The organism is uncultured Citricoccus sp., assembly GCF_937871995.1.
GTDB lineage: Bacteria > Actinomycetota > Actinomycetes > Actinomycetales > Micrococcaceae > Citricoccus.
Genome location: NZ_CALMQR010000083.1, coordinates 1 through 14,926, shown reverse-complemented (window position 1 = coordinate 14,926; position 14,926 = coordinate 1). Strand labels below are relative to the sequence as shown.

At 71.4% G+C, this 14,926-nt stretch carries 16 protein-coding genes, 1 tRNA gene and 2 pseudogenes; 7 read left to right on the top strand and 12 right to left on the bottom strand.

Annotation, left to right across the window (positions count from 1 at the left end; genetic code table 11):
• On the bottom strand, window positions 1–352 hold a 352-nt coding region (locus tag Q0283_RS10345; RefSeq protein WP_298044498.1), incomplete at its 3' end, for a methyltransferase.
• Between the two features lie 252 nt (window positions 353–604).
• Entirely contained in the window at window positions 605–1,192 is a 588-nt protein-coding gene (locus Q0283_RS10340) for a YdeI family protein (RefSeq protein ID WP_183528964.1), read from the bottom strand.
• Window positions 1,193–1,306: 114 nt separating this feature from the next.
• Between Q0283_RS10340 and Q0283_RS10335 the strand changes: the two genes are divergently transcribed.
• On the top strand, window positions 1,307–1,603 hold the full coding sequence (locus Q0283_RS10335) for a biopolymer transporter Tol (protein ID WP_183528966.1): 297 nt from the start codon (window positions 1,307–1,309) through the stop codon (window positions 1,601–1,603).
• Here Q0283_RS10335 and Q0283_RS10330 read toward each other — a convergent pair.
• The 3 genes and pseudogenes from Q0283_RS10330 to Q0283_RS10320 all read right to left on the bottom strand — a co-directional run.
• Window positions 1,576–2,538 (bottom strand): NAD(P)/FAD-dependent oxidoreductase, encoded by a 963-nt coding sequence (locus Q0283_RS10330; RefSeq protein WP_298044495.1) that lies wholly within the window; start codon window positions 2,536–2,538, stop codon window positions 1,576–1,578. The two genes, Q0283_RS10335 and Q0283_RS10330, sit on opposite strands and share 28 nt — an antisense overlap.
• A gap of 27 nt (window positions 2,539–2,565) precedes the next feature.
• Window positions 2,566–2,745: pseudogene (locus tag Q0283_RS10325) on the bottom strand (NAD(P)/FAD-dependent oxidoreductase); the annotation flags it as partial.
• A 299-nt stretch (window positions 2,746–3,044) separates the two neighbouring features.
• A pseudogene (locus Q0283_RS10320) lies at window positions 3,045–3,158 on the bottom strand (NAD(P)-binding protein); the annotation flags it as partial.
• Between the two features lie 178 nt (window positions 3,159–3,336).
• Here Q0283_RS10320 and Q0283_RS10315 point away from each other — a divergent pair.
• Window positions 3,337–4,995 (top strand): AMP-binding protein, encoded by a 1,659-nt coding sequence (locus tag Q0283_RS10315; RefSeq protein ID WP_183528970.1) that lies wholly within the window; start codon window positions 3,337–3,339, stop codon window positions 4,993–4,995.
• 54 nt (window positions 4,996–5,049) lie between these two features.
• On the opposite strand, the gene Q0283_RS10310 is transcribed toward Q0283_RS10315, so the two are convergent.
• Together Q0283_RS10310 and Q0283_RS10305 are read right to left on the bottom strand one after the other, a co-directional pair.
• Complete coding sequence (locus tag Q0283_RS10310; RefSeq protein WP_183528972.1) at window positions 5,050–5,451, bottom strand: ester cyclase; 402 nt, start codon at window positions 5,449–5,451, stop codon at window positions 5,050–5,052.
• Between the two features lie 53 nt (window positions 5,452–5,504).
• On the bottom strand, window positions 5,505–6,344 hold the full coding sequence (locus Q0283_RS10305) for an NAD(P)-dependent oxidoreductase (RefSeq protein ID WP_298044494.1): 840 nt from the start codon (window positions 6,342–6,344) through the stop codon (window positions 5,505–5,507).
• Between the two features lie 186 nt (window positions 6,345–6,530).
• On the opposite strand from Q0283_RS10305, the gene Q0283_RS10300 reads away from it, so the two are divergent.
• Both Q0283_RS10300 and Q0283_RS10295 read left to right on the top strand, forming a co-directional pair.
• A complete protein-coding gene (locus Q0283_RS10300) occupies window positions 6,531–7,295 on the top strand; it encodes a TIGR03084 family metal-binding protein (protein WP_183528976.1) in 765 nt (254 codons plus the stop codon).
• 133 nt (window positions 7,296–7,428) lie between these two features.
• The gene (locus Q0283_RS10295; RefSeq protein ID WP_183528978.1) at window positions 7,429–8,829 is read left to right on the top strand and encodes an NAD(P)-binding protein; all 1,401 of its coding nucleotides are present in this window, start codon (window positions 7,429–7,431) and stop codon (window positions 8,827–8,829) included.
• Window positions 8,830–8,880: 51 nt separating this feature from the next.
• Here the strand turns inward: Q0283_RS10295 and Q0283_RS10290 are convergent, their stop codons facing one another.
• Together Q0283_RS10290 and Q0283_RS10285 are read right to left on the bottom strand one after the other, a co-directional pair.
• Window positions 8,881–9,366 (bottom strand): ASCH domain-containing protein, encoded by a 486-nt coding sequence (locus Q0283_RS10290; RefSeq protein WP_183528980.1) that lies wholly within the window; start codon window positions 9,364–9,366, stop codon window positions 8,881–8,883.
• A gap of 140 nt (window positions 9,367–9,506) precedes the next feature.
• Window positions 9,507–9,582: transfer RNA gene (locus tag Q0283_RS10285), tRNA-Ala, on the bottom strand.
• Between the two features lie 482 nt (window positions 9,583–10,064).
• Here Q0283_RS10285 and Q0283_RS10280 point away from each other — a divergent pair.
• Window positions 10,065–11,780 carry a sodium:solute symporter family protein gene (locus tag Q0283_RS10280; RefSeq protein ID WP_255459696.1) on the top strand — a complete coding sequence of 572 codons (1,716 nt, stop codon included), beginning with the start codon at window positions 10,065–10,067 and terminating at the stop codon, window positions 11,778–11,780.
• 53 nt (window positions 11,781–11,833) lie between these two features.
• The gene (locus tag Q0283_RS10275; protein ID WP_221243760.1) at window positions 11,834–11,962 is read left to right on the top strand and encodes a putative transporter small subunit; all 129 of its coding nucleotides are present in this window, start codon (window positions 11,834–11,836) and stop codon (window positions 11,960–11,962) included.
• 106 nt (window positions 11,963–12,068) lie between these two features.
• On the opposite strand, the gene Q0283_RS10270 is transcribed toward Q0283_RS10275, so the two are convergent.
• The 3 genes from Q0283_RS10270 to Q0283_RS10260 all read right to left on the bottom strand — a co-directional run bounded on the left by Q0283_RS10270 (window position 12,069) and on the right by Q0283_RS10260 (window position 13,682).
• Window positions 12,069–12,464 carry a glyoxalase/bleomycin resistance/extradiol dioxygenase family protein gene (locus Q0283_RS10270; protein WP_183528984.1) on the bottom strand — a complete coding sequence of 132 codons (396 nt, stop codon included), beginning with the start codon at window positions 12,462–12,464 and terminating at the stop codon, window positions 12,069–12,071.
• Between the two features lie 93 nt (window positions 12,465–12,557).
• Entirely contained in the window at window positions 12,558–13,085 is a 528-nt protein-coding gene (locus Q0283_RS10265; protein WP_183528986.1) for a hypothetical protein, read from the bottom strand.
• Between the two features lie 96 nt (window positions 13,086–13,181).
• Entirely contained in the window at window positions 13,182–13,682 is a 501-nt protein-coding gene (locus Q0283_RS10260; RefSeq protein WP_183528988.1) for a DUF456 domain-containing protein, read from the bottom strand.
• Window positions 13,683–13,771: 89 nt separating this feature from the next.
• Here Q0283_RS10260 and ald point away from each other — a divergent pair, with 89 nt between their 5' ends.
• Entirely contained in the window at window positions 13,772–14,911 is a 1,140-nt protein-coding gene (gene ald, locus Q0283_RS10255; protein WP_183528990.1) for an alanine dehydrogenase, read from the top strand.
• Window positions 14,912–14,926 lie beyond the last annotated feature (15 nt).

Sequence of the window (14,926 nt, the reverse complement as noted above, 5' to 3'; positions counted from 1 at the left end):
GTTCGTCCTCACCGAGCGCCTCATCGATCCGGGCCAGCCGGAACTCGACGCGGGAACCCAGCCCGTTGGCGGCCGCATTCGCCACCGCGAACTCCCGGGCCACCGGGTTGACGTCGACCATGACCAGGTCGCGGTCGCCCTCGCGCACGGCGCCCAGTCCGATGTGCCCGACGCCGGCGCACAGTTCCAGCACCGGACCGGCGGGAGCGTCGGGGAGCAGTTCGGCCGCCCACTGCGACTGCGCCTCGGTCCACGGCCTGGGCTCGAGCACCCGGTGGTCGTAGGCGATGGAGAGCCCACAGAAGGTCAAGCGCGAGGCCGCCGCCGGCGACGGGTCGGAAACCTGGTTCATCACGCCACCCGGGCGAAGTCGAGAGTGCTCATCCATCTCATGATGTCAGACCGGGTCGGCGCTCCCCACCGGGAACCCGACACTGGCAGACCGCGGCGGATCTCGACGGATCTCACCGCCCGAACCCATCGCGCCGACCAGGAATCATCGCAGGATGGACGCATCAGGCCGGGAGGACCCGGGGAAATGTCCATCCTGGAATGAATCACCGTCTGAAGACGGGGCGCCCCATCCTCTCCCCCTGGCAAGGCATCAACCCGGTTGCGGATACGGCGTATCGCCGCGCTCCAGCATGCCGATCAGCTTCGCCACCCTGTTGGCCCGGCTGGCCGGGCTCGGCGCGGTGAGGACCCGGTGCAGGACCGCGTACCTGTTCTGGCCGTTCAGGGTGGCAAAGGTCTCCGCGGCCCGCGGCGACTCCTCCAGGGCTACGGCTAGGTCCTCGGGCATCTCGGCGGTCGCCGGGCCGGCATAGGCACGCTCCCACCGGCCGTCGGCCCTGGCGCGTTCGATCTCGGCCTGGCCGCGTGGTCGCATCCGGCCCGCCTCGGTGAGCGCCTGCACCTTGCCGATGTTGCGCTGCGACCAGAGCGAGGCCTTGCGCCGAGGGGTGAACCGCTGCCGGTAGGTCTGCGCGTCGACAGACTTCGCCTGCCCATCGATCCAACCGCTGCACAGTGCCTCGTCGAGGGCCTGCGCATAGGTCAGGGACGTCGGCGCGGTGGTCCCCTTCTTGGCCAGCAGCAGCCAGACCCCGTCCGCTTCCGACTCGTGCTCGTCCAGCCAGGCCCGCCAGGCGGCGGCGTCCGGCACGATGAGCGTCTCCGGTTCTCTGGTCATGGTTCCTCCGCATCCTCCCACCAGGCCGCCTGGAGTGCGAGATCCCCCGCCAGGTTGCCCTCCCCCGTGCGCCCGGCCCGTTCGGCCCCGGTGGTCCGCGCGTAGGCTTCGATCATGGAGCGCACCGAGGACGGCCGGTACATCGTGGTGGACGGCCGCAAGTGGCGCGCCACCGACCCCGAGCTGCCCGAGGAGACCGCCGCCCGCCTGCGCTCGCACCTGGGCAGGGCGCGCTCGGCGGTGCGCACGGCCGGGGACGAGAGCGCGAAGCGGGCCGCCCGGGACCGGGTCCAATTGGCCAAGGAGGGCCTCGGTGAGCGCGGTGACGCGTGGTGGGACCTCGAGGTGCCCCAACGCCTCGACCGCGCCGAGGACCGGCTTGCTCACCTGGACCGCCTCGCCCCGTCCTGAACGACCCCGTCCTGCACAGTCTCGTCCTGGGCAGCCCCGCCTTGCCCCGCTCCGTCCTGTCCCGCCCCGTCCTGAGTGGGTTGGGAGGCCCGGGCCGTCCGGCTCCAGCACAGCCCCACCTCCAGGTCGGCGTGGCCGGTGGCCCAGCCGTCACGGACCACGTCCTGCGCCATCGCCCAGGGATACCGGTCGGTGGCGCGGGGCATCAGGTGTGCCGCGCGGACGAGGTACCCGGAGCGGAGGTCCGCCATCAACGGGTGGCCGGGGCCAATGCCGTCCGGCACCTCCGGGACCACCGAGTCCAGTCCGCGGTCCACGAGCCGGCGCAGCACGCGCGCGGTGAACCGGGCGGTCAGGTCCGAGCGCAGGGTCCAGGACTGGTTGACGTAGCCGATGCAGAACGTCAGGTTCGGCACGCCGCTGAGCATCGCCCCGTAGTAGGCGTAGGACGCGGCCGGGTCAATGCCCACCCCGTCCACCGACGCCTCGATCCCGCCCAGCAACAGCACCCGCAGCCCCGTCGCGGTGACCACGACATCGGCCTCCACGATCCGGCCGTCGGCCAGCCTCACCCCCTCGGGTACGAAGCGCTCGACCTCACCGGTCACGACGCCGGCCCGCCCGGCCCGGATGGCCGCGTACAGGTCCCCGTGCGGGGCCACGCACAGACGCTGTTCCCAGGGGTCGTAGGGCGGGGTGAAGTGCTCGTCGACGAGGGCCTCGGACCCGGTGGCCGCGACGGCGCGACGCCTCAGCACGGAGCGCATCAGTCGAGGGGCCCGGCGGCAGGCGCGGTAGAAGCCCCACTGCATCGCGGCGTTCCTCGCGCGCATCACCCGGTGCGCCGCCGTCGGGGGCAGGAGCCGACGGGCCAGGCCCGCCAGCGGGTCCCGGCGCGGCAGGCCCAGCACGTAACCGGGCGTGCGCTGGACCATGGCCACCTGCGCACCGGCCTCGACGAGCGCGGGCACCAGGGACACGGCGGTGGCCCCGGAGCCGATGACCGCGATCCGGCGGCCGGCGAGTTCGAGGTCCTGCGGCCAGTGCTGCGGGTGCACGACGGTGCCGGTGAAGTCCTCGACCCCGTCGAAACCGGGATCGTGGGGGTGTTCGGCGTCGTAGTAGCCCGTGCAGGCGACCAGGAAGCGGGCCGTGTACCGCTCTGCCGTCCACCGGCCGGCCCGGCGCGCACCGCACGGACGTGCCAGCGGGCCTCGTCGGTGCAGAAGTCCGCGCTGGTGACCCGGGTGTCCAGCTGGATGTGCTCGCGCAGCCCCGTGTCCTGGACGACCTGCTGCAGGTACTGCCGGATCTGCTCACCGCTGGCGATCGTGTCCCGGCCGGTCCATGGGTGGAAGGGGAAGGTCAGCGTGTACACGTCCGAGTCCGAGCGCACGCCCGGGTAGCGGAACAGGTCCCAGGTGCCGCCGGTCTCCCCGCGCGCCTCGAGGACCCGGACGGACAGCTCGGGGCAGGCCTCGCGGATCCGGTAGGCGGCGTTGACGCCGGAGAGTCCGGCGCCGATGATCAGCACGTCCACGGGTTCGGGGGTCATGGATCCATCTTCCCCGCCCCGGCTCACCCTGTCCTGCGGTCCTGTCCTGCGGTCCTGTCCTGGGCGCCTGACCGGCGGGTCTGAATCGGCGGGGTCTAGACCGGTTAGCGGTCAGTAACTAAACTGGCCGACGTCGCACCACTGTGATGCAGCTCACCGCAACGCCAGGAGATCGTCCATGACCACTCAGCCGACCGCCGCACCCTCTCAGGACCAGGGCCCGACCGACACCCCCCTGCTGGAGGAGACCATCGGGCAGAACCTGGCGCGCACCGTCGAGCGGTTCGGCGAGCGCGACGCGCTCGTGGAGGTCCAGACCGGCCGGCGCTGGAGCTACGCGGAGTTCGCGGCCGACGTCGCGCGCCTGGCCACCGGGCTGCTGGAGGCCGGGATCCGGACCGGGGACCGCGTGGGGATCTGGGCGCCGAACGTGGCCGAGTGGACGCTGGTGCAGTACGCCACGGCGCAGATCGGCGCAATCCTGGTCAACATCAACCCGGCCTACCGGCGCGACGAGCTGCAGTACGCGCTGACGACGTCGGGCATCCGCACGGTGATCGCGGCATCCTCCTTCAAGACCTCCAACTACGAGCGGATGCTGGCCGACGTCCGGGACGACTGCCCCGAGCTCCGGGACGTGGTCATCCTCGGCACCCCGGAGTGGGGGGGCCTGGCCGGTGCCGCCGCGGATGAGAACCGGCTGGCGCAGGTCGCGGCGGGCCTCAGCCCGGACGACCCGATCAACATCCAGTACACCTCCGGCACCACCGGGTTCCCCAAGGGCGCGACGCTCACGCACCGGAACATCCTCAACAACGGGTACTTCGACGGCGAGCGCGTGGAGTACACCGAGGCCGACCGCATCTGCATCCCCGTGCCCTTCTACCACTGCTTCGGGATGGTCATCGGCAACCTGGCGGCCACCACCCACGGGGCGGCCATGGTCATCCCCGCCCCCGGCTTCGACCCCGCCGCGACCCTGCACGCCGTGGCCACCGAGAAGTGCACGTCCCTGTACGGGGTGCCGACCATGTTCATCGCCGAACTGGGGCTGCCGGACTTCGAGTCCTACGACCTCTCCAGCCTGCGCACCGGTGTCATGGCGGGTTCGCCGTGCCCGGAGTCGGTGATGCGCCAGGTGATCGAGCAGATGAACATGACGGACGTGACCATCTGCTACGGCATGACGGAGACCTCGCCGGTCTCGATCCAGAGCTCGACGTCGGACAGCCTGGAGCGGCGCGTCAGCACCGTCGGGCGGGTGGGCGCCCACCTGAGGATCCGGGTCGTGGACCCGGCCACGGGCGAGGTCGTGCCCCGCGGCCAGGCCGGGGAACTGCAGACCCAGGGCTACGCCGTGATGAAGGGGTACTGGAACGACCCCGAGCGGACCGCCGAGGCGATCGACGCCGAGGGCTGGATGCACACCGGGGATCTCGGCGTGATGGATGAGGAGGGATACGTGCGGATCACCGGCCGGATCAAGGACATGGTGATCCGCGGCGGGGAGAACATCTACCCGCGCGAGATCGAGGAGTTCCTCTACACGCACCCGGACATCATCGACGCGCAGGTGGTGGGCGTGCCGGACGAGAAGTACGGCGAGGAGCTCATCGCCTGGATCCGCATCCGCGAGGGGGCAGCAGCCCCCACGGCGGAGTCCCTGCGCGAGTACTGCTCGGGCCGGATCGCGCACTACAAGATCCCGCGCTACGTGAAGGTGATCGACGAGTTCCCCATGACCGTCACCGGCAAGGTCCGCAAGGTCGACCTGCGGGAACAGGCCATGGAACTGCTGGCCGGGGAGCGCGTGGAGACCGAGACGGCGCGGAGCTGACCCACCCGGTCCCGGCGCCGGCACCGCCTCGGGCCGCGTCCGCGGAGCGACCGGTTACGGCGCTGTCCTGCCGAGCTGGGTCAGCAGCTCCATCGTGTCGACCACCCCGGAGTACTCCGCGATCCGACCGTCCGCGACGCGGTACATCGCGAACTCGGCGACGTTGGCGTGCCGTCGCGTCGGGGCGATGCCCCGGAACGCACCCCGGTGCGTACCGCTCCCCCGCAGGTGCACGGCGAGGCGGTCCTCCTCCACGATGAGCTGGATGCGGCGCCACCGCCAGTCGGGAAAGGCCTGGAAGAGGTCGGCCACGTCGTCCACCCACGCATCGGCGCCGCCCGGCAGGTGCGCACGCCGCACCGAGGGGTCGATGAACGACCGGATGGCCTCGAGGTCGTGCCGGTTGCACGCCTCGAGGTACTCGGCGTACCACTCACGCATCTCCCACGGCTCCATCCGGCCATTATCCGCGGCGCTCATCCGGCCGGCGGGTCGCCCGGACGTCACCGTCACTCGTCCAGGAAGATGTCCCGCTCGAGGGTCTGCTCCGGGCCGCCGTAGCGGGAGAGGTCGGTGACCCCGGCCTCAGCGAGCACCTCGTCGTCGATGAAGAAGTGGCCCGTGCACTCGCGCGGGTCCCGGGTGAGGATCTCGTGCGCGGCGTCGGCCATGATCTCCGGGATCCGGCTGCGGGCCACCACCTCCTCGCCCCCGAGCAGGTTGCGCACCGCGGCGGTGGCGATCGTCGTACGCGGCCAGAGGCTGTTGGCGGCAATCCCCTGGCCCCTGAGTTCCTCGGCCAGGCCCAGGGTCACCAGGGACATCCCGTACTTGGCGATCGTGTACCCCAGGTGCCGGCCGGCCCACTGCGGGTTCAGGTTCAGCGGGGGGCTCAGCGTGAGGATGTGGGCTGCCCCGGACCGGCCCAGGTGCGGCTGCGCGGTCTTCGCCAGCAGGAACGAGCCGCGGGTGTTGATGTCCTGCATCAGGTCGTACCTCTTCATCGGCAGGTCCGGGGTCTTCGACAGGTCGATGGCGCTGGCGTTGTTCACCACGACGTCGATCCCGCCGAAGCGTTCCACGGTGCGGGCCACGGCCTGCGTCACCGAGGCCTCGTCCCGGACATCGCCGACGATCGGCAGTGCCTGCCCGCCGGCCGCCTCGATGGCCGCCGCCGCCGTGTGGATGGTGCCCTCGAGCTTGGGGTGCGGCCTCTCGGTCTTGGCCAGCAGGGCAACGTTGGCCCCGTCCTGGGCCGCGCGCACCGCGATGGCCAGGCCGATGCCCCGGCTGCCTCCGGACATGAGGATCGTGCGGCCGGACAGGGTGCGGTGCGTGGAGTCGGTCATGGGATTCCTTCGTCGGAGGGTCGGGCGGTCGGCGGCGAGGGCGAAGCGGCCCGGGGCCGGTGGAGCCAGTGGAACGGGAGCAGGTGGAACGGAGGTCGGTGGAACGGGGCGAGGCCGGGTCCCATGGTGCACGTCACACCAGCGTACGCACGCCGGGTACGGTGCCGTCCGTGCGACGATGCGGACATGACGTCTATCGCCGCGGCGTTCCGCGCAGAAGCCGAGGACCTCGACACCCTGGTAGCCGAGCTGGACGAGGCCGGTTGGCGCCGGGACACGCCCGCCGCCGGCTGGACCATCGCCCACCAGATCGGGCACCTGGCCTGGACCGACGAGATGTCACTCCTGGCCCTGACCGACCCCGGCGCCTTCGCCGACCACGCTGCAGCCGTGAAGGGCAATTTCGACCACGTCAACGAGTCGGCAAGCGAGCGTGCCGCACGGGACCGGGCCCGGTTGCTGGCCGACTGGCGTGAGGGGCGCAGGCGCGTCGCCGATGCCCTGGACGCGGTCGATCCCGCCTCGACGGTGCCGTGGTTCGGCCCGCCCATGCGGCCGCGGTCCATGGCGACCGCCCGGCTGATGGAGACGTGGGCCCACGGCCAGGACGTCGCCGACGCCCTGGGGGTGCGGCGCGTGCCGACCGACCGGCTCCGGGACGTCTGCCACCTCGGCGTGCGCACCCGCGACTTCGCCTTCCGCATCAATGGCCTGGAACCGCCCGTCGGCGAGTTCCGCATCGAGCTCACCGCGCCCTCCGGGGAGGCCTGGACCTGGGGGCCGGAGGACGCCACCGGACGCGTCACCGGGAGCGCCGAGGACTTCTGCCTGGTCGTCGCCCAGCGCCGGGACCACCAGGAGACCTCGCTGGTCGCCGAGGGCCCCGCGGCGCGGCAGTGGCTGCCGATCGCGCAGGTGTTCGCCGGCCCGCCGCGCGGCCAGCGCGGCTAGTTCAACCCGCGCGGCCAGCGCGCGAAGGCCGGCTGAGGAGCCGACTGAGGAGCAGGGCGCACCGGTTCGGATCGACACGCGCGGGGGCTCCCCGCACATTGACCGGTCTGTCCCGGAGGCAGAGAATTTTCCCATGGGCGCTGTGATTGCCGCCGACTACCTGGTGGTCGGTGCAGGCGCCAGCGGGATGGCCTTCGTTGACGCCCTGATCGACCACGCCACTGTCCACGTGGTCATGGTGGACCGACGGCACGGTGTCGGCGGGCACTGGCTCGACGCCTATCCCTTCGTCCGGCTCCACCAGGCCTCGCTCTTCTACGGGGTGGCCTCGACCCGGCTCGGCGAGGGGCGCATCCAGGACAGCGGCCCCGAGGCCGGGCTGCACGAACGGGCCACCGCACCGGAGATCTGCGCCTACTACGTCCGCGTCCTGCAGCGGATGCTCGACTCCGGCAAGGTGGAGTTCCATCCGGGCTGCGAGTACCTCGGCGACCACACGTTCGTCTCCCGGGTCTCCGGCCGCCGGTTCGAGGTCGCGGACACCGCGCGCGTCGTCACCACCGATTACCTCGGCCCCGACATCCCGGCCACCACGCCGCCGACCTTCGGGGTCGGCGCCGGGGCCCGGGTCATCCCGGTCAACGACCTCGTCAAGGTGACGGAGGCACCCGGCCGGTATGTCGTCGTCGGGTCCGGGAAGACCGCGACGGATGCGTGCATGTGGCTCCTGGGCAACGACGTGGACCCCGGCGCGATCTGCTGGGTGCGGTCCCGCGAACCCTGGATGATCAACCGCGCCGCCCTGCAGCCGGACCCGGTGGTCTTCTACCGCTCGGCCGGGGACATCATGGCCGCGGGGGCCGCCGCGTCCTCCCCCGACGACCTGTTCCTGCGGCTCGAGGACGCGGGCGTGATGGTGCGCATCGACGAGTCGGTGACCCCGACCATGGCGAAGACCCCGACCATCGGGCAGTGGGAGGTGGACCGGTTGCGCACCATCGAGGACGTCGTGCGGCGCGGTCATCTCCGGCACGTGGACCCCGGGATCCTGCACTTCGACTCCGGGGACGTCCGGGTGCCCGCGGACAGCATCGTGGTGCACTGCGCCGCCTCCGGGCTGAAGTACGCCCCCGTGGTGCCGATCTGGCAGCGCCATGCCATCACCCTGCAGCCGGTCCGCGCGGGCTTCCCCTGCTTCGGCGCGGCCATCACCGGCTACGTCGAGGCCACCCGCGACGACGACGAGGAGAAGAACAGCGTCTGCCTGCCCTCGCCCCTGCCGGACACCCCGAGGAGCTGGGCCCGCATGCAGGTCCTGGGAGGCCGCGCGGCCGCGTCGTTCGCCTGCGAACCGGACATCAAGGCGTGGTCGGAACGCACCACCCTGAACCCGACCCGGATCCCGCCGGAGAGGGCGGGCGAAGCCGCCGTGCAGGCGGCCGCCGCCCGCTTCCGCGCGCACCTCGGGCCGGGGCTGGCGCGGATGGCGGAGCTGGCCGGCATGAGGGAGTACGCCGGCCCGGCCGCGGCCTGACGCCGCCTCTGGCCGTCGGCCGGTGGGCGGCCGGCGCGTGCCGAACGGCCCCTACGACGCGCGGCCTGCCGGTTCGGCGTGCAGCAGCCGGAACCGTTCGCAGACCACCGGCATGGTGGGCTCGAAGCCGCGAGGGTTCTCGGAGTGGTCCCGCCAGTAGCGCTCATGGATCGCACGCCAGGCGCGCAGCGTCCGGTCGCCCTCCCCCTCGGAGCGGGCGTGGTCCTCGTCGACCTCGTCGAACGGGACGATGACCACCTCCGTGGTCTCCAGGACCGCGCGCGGCCGGCCCGCGCCGTCGAGGATGATGCTCAGCTCACCCGGTTGCGGGACGGGTTCCCCGGTGGCCTCGTGGTCCCAGAGCGAGGAGGCGGTCCCGGTCTTCGTGCCGGCCAGCACCAGCTCGAGCAGTCCGTCCGCGTGCACCGGGGTGGCCCCGAAGGCCCAGGCCTGCGGCAAGCCGACCGGCAGCGCGGGCGAGGCGGCGCGGGCGCGGTCCCAGAACGAGCGGAGGCCGGCGTCAGTTCGACTGGTCACGTGCTCCACCGTAGTGGAACCGCGCGGCGGTGCCTGCGGCCACGGCGGTGCACCGGCTCCGGGCAGCCGTCGGGACAGGGGCCGGAAACGCAGGGAACCGGCCCGCCTGGCGGCGAACCGGTTCCCTGTCGTGAACTGTCTGGTGGAGCCTAGGGGAGTCGAACCCCTGACCTTTTCATTGCGAACGAAACGCTCTACCAACTGAGCTAAGGCCCCGCGGCGCCGGCATCGGCCGAAACGCGCTCCACCATCATACGACGACCGGCCCGCTAGCGCCCAAATCACCCGGAGGGCCGGGTGGCCACCCTTTGTGAACGGCGCACAAAGGGCATCTGACATGGAGTGTTACGCACCCGCTTGTCAACCGGTTTGAAGTTGCTGATGCAAACATGAGAAGCTACAGCGTCCGGTCGAGCACCGGATCCGGTGAGTGCGAGCCCCCAAGGGTGCGTGCCCGAGGTACCCCTGAGGTACTCCTCGGCGCATGCAGACCCGCTCCGTGGCTCCCGCCGGAGGCGGCCCCCAAGGGCCAGCCGGACCGGTCCTTGCAGGCCGGTCGCGCCGGTCCGCGAGGACTGACGCGTGCGATCCGAGAGGGGACGCCGCCAGCTCAGGGAGGCGTCGTCGGAGCGCTGTCATTGTCGCCGACAGAAAGGGACGGGATGCCACCCGTACAGGAATTCAACCAACTGGGAATCATGGCAGTGGTCCTGCTGCTGATCCTCTTCTACGGCGGAACCATGTGGATGTCGGTGAGGATCAGCCAGAAGAACGAGAACGCCGACGGGTACATGACCGCCGGCGGCAACATCGGATTCGGCATCTCGGCGGCATCGATGACCGCCACCTGGATCTGGGCCTCCTCGATGTACGCCTCCGCCACCGCGGGGTACACCTACGGCGTCGCCGGCCCCATCCACTACGGGCTCTGGGGAGCCCTGATGATCCTGTTCATCTACCCGTTCGGCAAGCGCATCCGCAAGGTCGCCCCGAAGGCCCACACGCTCGCCGAGGTCATGTACGCCCGGCACGGCCGCTCCTCCCAGCTGATGCTGGCCGGCTCCAACGTCCTGGGCTCCCTCATCTCCCTGACCTCCAACTTCATCGCCGGCGGCGCGCTGATCTCCATGCTGTCCCCGCTCAGCTTCGGGGCGGGCATCGTCATCGTGGCCGGGGGCGTGCTGATGTACACCCTGTGGTCCGGGTTCCGCGCCTCCGTGCTCACCGACTTCGCCCAGGTGATGTTCATGCTGGGCGCCGCCGTCGTGATCATCCCGGTGATCTTCTTCGTGGCCGGCGGGCCCGGCATGTTCGAGGCCGGCGTCGCCGCGGGCACCGTGACCCCGGAGCAGGGCAGCTTCTTCTCCTCGGACGCCTTCATGAACCAGGGCGCCCCCTACATCGCCGCGGTGCTGGCCTACGCCATCGGCAACCAGACCATCGCCCAGCGCCTGTTCTCCGTGCGCGAGGACCTCATCAAGCCCACGTTCGTCACCGCCACCATCGGCTACGGCGGCGCCGTGATCGGCATCGGCATGCTCGGCGTGATGGCCCTGTACCTGGGCGTCGAGCCCATGAACGGGGACGTCAACAACCTGATCCCGCAGATGGCCGGCACCTACCTCGGCCCGGTCCTGCTGGCCCTGGCGTTCCTGATGATCATCGGCGCCCTGTCCTCCACGGCCGACTCGGACCTCGCCGCGCTGTCCTCCATCGTAATGTCGGACATGTACGGCCAGTCGGTCGGCAAGGACAAAGTCAAGCCGAAGACGATGCTGCTCGTCGGCCGCGTCAGCATGATCATCGCCACCGCCGCCGCGTTGTACTTCGCCACCGCGCAGTTCAACATCCTGGACCTGTTGGTGTTCGTCGGCGCGCTCTGGGGCTGCCTCGTGTTCCCGGTGATCGCCTCGTTCTACTGGCCCAAGGTCACCAACGCGGCCTTCAGCGTCAGCGTCCTGGCGGCCCTCGTGGCCTTCCTGCCGGTGCGCTTCGAGTGGATCCCGTTCACCGGCGCCCTCGGCTTCGGCGTGGAACTGCTGGCGACGATCGGCATCGGCGTGGTGCTGGGCATCATGTCCTTCGGCTTCTTCGGACTGAAGCCCGCCGTGATCATCGGCGGGGTGGCCACCGTGGTCGCCGCTCCGTTCACGTTCTTCTTCCTGCGTGACTACACGGTGCTCTCGGCCTCGCTGGTCGCCTACGCGGTCTCGTTCCTGGTCTGCTACCTCATGTCCTTCCGTTCGAAGCAGGACTTCGACTTCGACGTCATCAAGGACATCACCGGCGAGTTCGACCCCGAGCACCCGGCCCCCGCCCAGGGTGCCGACGAGCCCGAACTGGCCACCCGCGGCGCATCCGCCGGTGGTGCCGGGACCGCCGGTGACACCGCTCCGGGCAGCCGGCGGGACTGACCCCGCCGCGACCCCGGACCCATCGCAACTCCCCGTCCCCTGAAAGGACTCACATGACCATCGGACTGACCCTCTACGTCCTGATGTGGCCCGTCATCGTGGCCGTCATCCTCTTCCTCATCGCGCGCGGCTTCTTCCGCGACGTGTCCCAGGCCAAGAAGGAGGGCCGCCCGGTCATCTGACCGGGGCACTGCGGGGCCCGGGGACCATCCGGCCCACGACGACGGGGCGTCACCTTGCGTGGGTGGCGTCCCGTCGTCGTTCCCGCCCGGCCCGCGGAATCGTGCCCTACGACGCGTCCGCGGCCTCGTCGGTGGCCCGGACGCCCAGGTACACCAGGAACCCGTCCGGGTCGCGCACCTGGGCCACGCGTTCCCCCCAGGGCATCTCCTGCGGGGGCGCGACGATGGTGGCGCCGGCGGCATGGGCCCGGCGGGTGACCTCGTCGATGTCGTCCACGTAGAACCACAGGGCCGCCCGGGAGTCGTTGCCGCCGATGTCCAGCTCCCGGCCGATCGCCAGGAAGGCCCCGCCCATCCGCAGCACGACGAACACGTCCCGCGACTCGTCGTCCGGAGCGGGGAAGCCGTAGGTCCGCACGGCGTCGAAGGCATCCCGGTAGAACCTGACCAGACGGGGCAGGTCATCGGTCTTCAGGATGGGGAAACCACTGCGCACGACCATGCGCGACAGCCTATGTCAGCCGATGTCAGGGCACCACGGCGCCCCGCCGTCACCGGTCACCCCGGCCTGATCCCCCGCCGGTCCGGCGGCGGGTCAGCGCCCGGGCGGGGCGCACGTCCACTCCAGCCCGGCCACGGGCGAACCCTCGGTGCAGGCCGCCCCCACGCGTTCGCCCTCCACCGGTTCGGCCCCGTCCCAGGCCACCGCGAAGGGCAGCTCGGCGATCTTCAGCCAGCGCTGCCCGTCCACCACGCCGGTGGCCTCCACGTGCCCGGAGGCGTGGTGCAGGCCCGTGGCCGTCAGCGCCACCACCGACCCGATGATCCCGCCGACCACGAGCATCGCGGACAGCAGTGCTGCCATCGCCAGGCCCACCCGGTTGCTCGCCGCGGCGCGATCCGGGCGGGTCTCCGGCCCTCCCCCACCGGTGACACCGGACCCCTCCTCCCCGGCACGGCCGCCTGCGCCGCCGGGCCGTTCCCGGCGCACGGCGGTGACCAGCTGGGGGATCACCACGACGGCGGCGACCAGCCCGAGCACGCCGGCCACGGCGCACAGCACGAGCAGCGTCCAGTCCGTGGTGGCGCCGGTCTGCTCCAGCTGGATGTCGTAGATGCCCATGGTTCCCTCCGGTCGTCGGGTGCGTGTCAGCGGGTCGGTCGGTGTCAGGGGGTCGCGTCAGGGGGTTGCGTCTGGGGGGTTGCGTCAGGGGTCGCGTCAGCGGTTCGCAAAGTGCACGATCGTGCCGATGGCGAAGGACGAGGCCGCCAGGGACGCACAGGTGAACTCGACGAGGATGCCCAGGCCCATCGACTTCAGGGCCTCCCACGAGGAGCGGACGGCCAACCTCAGGTCACGGCGGCGGACCAGTTCGGCCACGAGCAGGCCCGCGGCGAAACCGACGAACAGGCCCACCACCGGGATCACGAACATGCCGACGATCCCGCAGACCACGCCCACGAGGATCGGGCCGTGCGGGATCTGTTCGCGCCGCATCTTCCGGCCGGTCAGCACCGCCGAGGCGCTCATCCCGGCCACGGCCAGGCCGGCCCCGACGATCGCGGCGGTCCACGCCGCGGGCGAGCCCAGGATCCAGGCCCAGGCGATGAGCGTGATGATGGTCAGGACGGAACCGGGCAGGATGGGGAAGACCGTGCCCAGCACGGCCACCGCGAGCAGCAGTCCGGCGATGACGGTCGTGATGATCTGGTAGTCCACTCCCTCAGTATGCGCCCGCCCCCTCGCTGATCAGGACCTGCCCGCCGCCAGCCCTCCCGCGGACGACCCGGTGGCGGTAGCGTCGGTGCATGCTCATCGGCGTTCCCACAGAGATCAAGAACAATGAGTTCCGCGTCGGCCTCACCCCCGGCGGCGTCTCCGAGCTCGTCCTCCACGGCCACGATGTGCTGGTCCAGTCCGGTGCCGGGATCGGCTCCGGCATCACGGACGCCCAGTACGCCGACGCCGGCGCACGACTGGCCGAGAGCGCCGAGGAGGTCTGGGACCAGGCCGGGCTCCTGCTCAAGGTCAAGGAGCCGGTGGACGGCGAGTTGCAGCTGATGCGCCGCGGCCAGGTCCTCTTCACCTACCTGCACCTCGCGGCGGACATGGCGCTCTCCCGGGCGGTGCTGGACTCCGGCGTCACGGCGATCGCCTACGAGACCGTCACGCGCGGCAGGGCCCTGCCGCTGCTGGCCCCGATGAGCCAGGTCGCCGGCCGGATCGCCCCGATGGCCGGGGCCTACCACCTGACCCAGGCCCAGGGCGGCTCAGGCATCCTGATGGGCGGGGTCCCCGGGACCCGGCGCGGCCGCGTCGCGGTGATCGGGGCCGGCGTCGCCGGGGAGGCCGCCGCGGTGATCGCGGCGGGACTCGGTGCGGACGTGACCGTGCTGGACATCAATCTCGACCGCCTGACCCAGCTGGACACCGTGTACCAGGGCCGGTTGCGGACCATGGCGTCCTCGACGCTGAGCATCGCGGAGGCCGTGGCGGACGCGGACCTGGTGATCGGCTCGGTCCTCATCCCCGGTGCGGCGGCGCCGAAGCTCGTCACCGCGGACATGGTCTCTGCGATGCGCCCTGGCTCGGTGCTCGTGGACATCGCCATCGACCAGGGCGGCTGTTTCGAGAACTCCCGGCCGACCACGCACGAGGACCCCACCTACCGCGTCGGCGAGCAGGTCTACTACTGCGTGGCCAACATCCCGGGCGCCGTCCCGCAGACCTCCACGGCCGCCCTGACGAACGCCACCCTGCCCTACGTCCTGAAGATCGCCGACCACGGATGGCACGCCGCGCTGGCCTCCGACGAGGGCTTCACCGCGGGCCTCAACGCCCACGGCGGCGTCCTCACCCACCGCGGGGTGGCGGACGCCGTCGCCGGACCGCTGGGACTGGACCTGGACTCGGCCTACCGGCCGGCGTCGGAGGTCGTGTCCGGCTGAGCACGGGCCCGGGCC